This window comes from Nitrospirota bacterium (assembly GCA_040752355.1).
GTDB lineage: Bacteria > Nitrospirota > Thermodesulfovibrionia > Thermodesulfovibrionales > Dissulfurispiraceae > JBFMCP01.
On sequence record JBFMHE010000041.1, the window covers coordinates 1 to 4,405 of the forward strand.

Annotated in this window: 5 protein-coding genes; 2 read left to right on the forward strand and 3 right to left on the reverse strand. The window is 54.1% G+C overall.

The annotated features are described in order from the left end of the window. Positions 1 to 217 (reverse strand): hypothetical protein (locus AB1805_17095; protein ID MEW5747147.1); only part of this gene is annotated, 217 nt, incomplete at its 3' end. Positions 218 to 415: 198 nt separating this feature from the next. On the opposite strand from AB1805_17095, the gene AB1805_17100 reads away from it, so the two are divergent. Next, positions 416 to 823: a hypothetical protein gene (locus AB1805_17100; GenBank protein ID MEW5747148.1), complete on the forward strand. Its 408-nt coding sequence runs from the start codon at positions 416 to 418 to the stop codon at positions 821 to 823. A gap of 22 nt (positions 824 to 845) precedes the next feature. Continuing rightward, positions 846 to 1,232 (forward strand): hypothetical protein, encoded by a 387-nt coding sequence (locus tag AB1805_17105; protein MEW5747149.1) that lies wholly within the window; start codon positions 846 to 848, stop codon positions 1,230 to 1,232. 301 nt (positions 1,233 to 1,533) lie between these two features. Here AB1805_17105 and AB1805_17110 read toward each other — a convergent pair whose 3' ends face one another. Further along, complete coding sequence (locus AB1805_17110; protein MEW5747150.1) at positions 1,534 to 2,913, reverse strand: TatD family hydrolase; 1,380 nt, start codon at positions 2,911 to 2,913, stop codon at positions 1,534 to 1,536. Between the two features lie 79 nt (positions 2,914 to 2,992). Further along, entirely contained in the window at positions 2,993 to 4,201 is a 1,209-nt protein-coding gene (locus AB1805_17115; GenBank protein ID MEW5747151.1) for a 2,3-bisphosphoglycerate-independent phosphoglycerate mutase, read from the reverse strand. Positions 4,202 to 4,405 lie beyond the last annotated feature (204 nt).

The following is a 4,405-nucleotide window of genomic DNA, read 5'->3' on the forward strand; positions in this document are numbered from 1 at the left end:
TCAGTCTCTGCCATTTCAGCGCCGCCTTCCATAAGTCGTTCCTTCTTGTCGTTATAGCTTCGATGCACTGCACCGCAACAGCCGCAGACTGTTTTTTTTGAGTGCGCTCAAGCTGGATAATGCGAGCGTTCGGGTCTCCAAACCTCCCCTTAATATCGGCACGCGGTCGAAATCCGGGGAATCGATATTCGTCCAGTAATCGCCTCTTTTTTCCCATCCGGTAATCATGCCAAATCCTTTGCCCCTTTTGAAACCCTCAATCCCTTATCAGCCCTGCATCTGCTGCCGATTAATCCCCTCTTTTTACCCACTCATTTCCACGAAGAGCCGTGAAGAAATATAAGACGCGACAAGGTCAGAGGATGTTCCCTAGTTGTTGGTTGACTTTTGTCCCCAAAAGTAGTAAGGTAAAGTCATGGCGGAAACCGATATAGATCTGATTCTGGCGAGAGTCTTGGGAGCATTGGAGGAGCCTTCAATACAGCAGCTGACCTTATATATTCCGAATAAAGACAAGAACGGCAGGCAGATAAAGAACCTTGAAAGATGGGTTGAGGAGGCTCAAAGAATCCTTGCCCGGATAGGAGGCGGATCGACGGCGCTGCCGCCTGCAGACGGCACATGGTTGAATCCCGAAAATAGTGACATTATCCAGGAGAAGACGAAAATAGTCTATGCGTATATCTACCCTGACAAGTTCGAGGACAATATCGGTTCGCTCAGAGAATTCCTGCATAGGTTCGGACGGGAAACAAATCAGGGAGAAGTGGTGGTCGAATTTGACGGCCGATTTTACAGGATTCGAAAATACGATGCACGATGAAACAGCATGAGGAGTAAGTAACATGGCAAGGAAAATCAAGGATACGGGGAAAACTCAACGACGCGTCAATCCTAAATTCATTGCAAAAGCCTTAGGCGCCGAGGATGCTGGCGTAGAGATAGACACGAAAGGAGGACCTATTTCTCTTTTCACGTTACGGCAGTTTCTCCTTGGGAGGCTATCTTCTACGGGAGGGCGGCCTCGCTTGAGGGGAACTAGAAAGACACGGAGCAAGATATCTTTCTTTGATGAGGATTGGGAAAAAATCGAGATGCTTTCACGGTATTACCGGGAAGAAGAAGGCATCAATGTGACTTCGAGCCAGATAGCGTCAGCGCTGGTACACGCGGAGCTTTCGAAGATCGATACTTCGAAGATAAAACTCAAGACACATTCCGCAGCGAGATAAATGCAATATTCCTAAGCCCTGTTTGAAAGCAGCATTCTTGGAAATGGCCTCTGTCTGAGGATTTACATCAGACCAGACCTCTTTTCGTCAGATTTTATTATTACGAGCTGCGCACATTGAAAATTGAAGAAGATGAAAGGCACGGAGAACAAAGGGCTTAGATCCTGCTTGGGGACGCGTTCCATATTGCAATGATATGCCCTTATAATTTTGCGGAGAATTGATCTTCTCTGTGGCAAGACCACGGGGAATACGCTCACTGTCCATTTGTTCCAGCTTGCCCGACCCTGGGGTACCATCACTATCCGACGATATCGAGCTCTCTCACCCGCAGCGTCGCTCCGAGCCCTTCGGCCAACGCCCTGCACTTCTCCATATCGACGCCGTCCATCGCCACGACCGTCGCCTGGACATCGGGCACATACTTCGTCGCCTCTCTGATGAACGTAACGACTTCGGAGAACGCATTGGCGAAGACCGGCTTGCAGACCCTGTTGTAGGTCTCCTCATCCTGCGCGTCGAGGCTTACCGATAACGAATCGACGAGCCCCTGCAGCTCGGGGAGAATGTTTCTTTTATGGATGATGCTGCCGTGGCCGTTGGTGTTGATCCGCACACGGCCGCCCTGCTGCTTGATCCACGCCGCAAGGGATTTGATCAGATCGAGTCTCAGCAGGGGCTCCCCGTATCCGCAGAAGACCACCTCGTCATACCGGGCGGGGTCGCCGATGGCGCGCTTCAGCTCCTCTTCCGTCGGCTCTCTTTCGAGCCGCAGGTTATGCCCCTTCACAAAGTCGGTGCTGAAGCGGACGCAGAAGACACATTTGCTCGTGCAACGGTTCGTCACATTCAAATAGAGGCTGTCCCGTATCTTATACGCGATCTCCCCCCCGCGCAGGTCGCCGATGCCGAAAAGCCGCTTTGCATTGACCGTCGTAATCCGGTCGATATCTTCGAAAGAGACGCCTCTCAGTTGAGCGATGAAGCGCGCGGTATTGACGACATAAGCAGGCTCGTTCCTCTTGCCGCGGTGCGGCTCAGGCGCAAGATAGGGGGCATCGGTCTCGACGAGCAGGTATTCATCGGGAATGAGCTTCGCGACCTCCTGAAGCTGTGTCGCCTTTTTAAAGGTCACCGGTCCCGCAATGGAGATATGCAGGCCCATCATCAGCACCCTTTCGGCCATCTCCCGGTCGCCCGAGAAGCAGTGCATCACACCCTTTCTGATCCCCGACGTTTCGAGTATCCTGAGCGTGTCCTCCTTTGCCTCCCTGCTGTGGACAACGACGGGGAGGTCCGCCTCTTTCGCATACTGGAGCTGCTTGATAAAGACTTCACGCTGGACCTCCCGCGGCGAATGGTCATAGTGGTAATCGAGCCCGATCTCGCCGACGGCGACGACCTTGGAGGACCGTGATGCGCCCTGCCTGGAGATACCGGTCCATTCCTTTATCCGGTCGAAGACCTCATCACCGAAATCCTTTGCGTCGTGCGGATGAATGCCGACCGTTGCGTAGACGAAATCATACTTCCGGGCGATCTCGACCGCACCCTTGCAGCCCTCGAAGTCGGAGCCGATCGTGATGAGCGCATCGAGGCCGGCTTCCCTGGCCCGCCTGATGACCTCCTCGCGGTCCCGGTCGAAGGCATCCATCTCGAGATGGCAGTGCGTATCAATCACCTGGCAAACTCCACATTCCAAATCCCGGATTCCAAATAAACCTCACCCCCCTTGCATCTTGCCCGGCGCCAAACACTCTCTACGCTCCGAATTTCTTCAGCCGCAGCGAATGGGCCAGGGCGTACGACATCAGCTGCACCGTCGGGAAGATGCCGAGCTCTCCTTTGATGCACTCGCGCTCGGAAAAGGCGGAGCAGATGCCGCCGAGCACATAGGGCGATTTGATGAGCACCGGCACCGGATGCCAGCTGTGGCCCTTCATCACTGCAGGCGTGGAATGGTCGCCGGTGATCATGAGAACATCCGGCTTTAATTGAAGGATATCGGGGAGGAGCTTGTCGAACTCCTCTATCCGCGCGGCCTTGCCCTCGAAATTGCCGTCCTCGCCATAGGAGTCGATCTTTTTGACATGCAGGAAGAAATAATCGTAGTTATCGTAGTTCTGTTTCAGAAACGCGATCTCCTCCTCCACGCCGCCTTCGAGGGCCGGGGCATGCATTCCCACCAGCTTCGCAAGGCCCCGATACATGGGATAGACGGCGATGGCGAGCGGCTTCAGGCCGAACGCCTCCTCGAAGGTGGGGATGTGGGGCTGCCGCGAGTATCCCCGGGTCAATATGAAGTTCGCCTTCTCCTCGTCCTTCAGCACTTCACGGGCCCTGGTGATCAGCTTTTCCGCCACCTTTGCTACCTTCTCCGCGCTCTTCGCCTGCGGTTGGGGCGGAAGCGGCGGCTTGCCCTCTTTCTGCGGGTCGGTGTCAGGGATCATCGCCGCATCGGGCTCGAGGGGCTGGGGGAAACGCATCAGCACAGCGAAACGGTGCTCCATGCCGGCGGCAAAGGTGATCTTCACTCCGTCGATATCCATTATGTTCTTCTGGAGCATCTCGGTCAGCTTCCTGCTCTGGTCCGTCGGAATCCTTCCCGCTCGTCTGTCCACGATAATGCCGTCTTTGATCGTCGAATAGTTGCATCGTATGGCGATATCCGTATTCCTGACCTCGAGACCGAGGCCGAGGGCCTCCAGGATTCCTCTTCCTATCTGGCATTCCAGGGGGTCGTAGCCGAAAAGTCCGAGGTGTCCGGGCCCGCTGCCGGGCGTGATGCCGGGAGCAACCGGGATATGCAGCCCGCAGGCCGATTCCCTTGCGAGGGCGTCGAGGTTCGGCGTTTTTGCGGTTTCAAGCTCGGTTTTGCCGTTGAAGGGAAGTCCGCCGACTCCATCAAGGACGACGAGGATTATTTTCGAAGAGTTCTTCTGGATTAACGGTCGTATAATATTCTGCATGACAAGCTCCTTGAGTGAAAAGAATTTTTATATGATAATTCAAGTATAGCTTTTTGGCAACTCCGGCGAAAGTTCAGTGTAACGCCAAAATGATAATGTCCTCAGTTGCCAATTTAGAAATGTCCTATTGAGGAGGTGCTAAACTGCTTCTTTTTAAGTAAGGAGGCAGCGATGGCAGGAAGGGACATTATCATGGCACGGCAG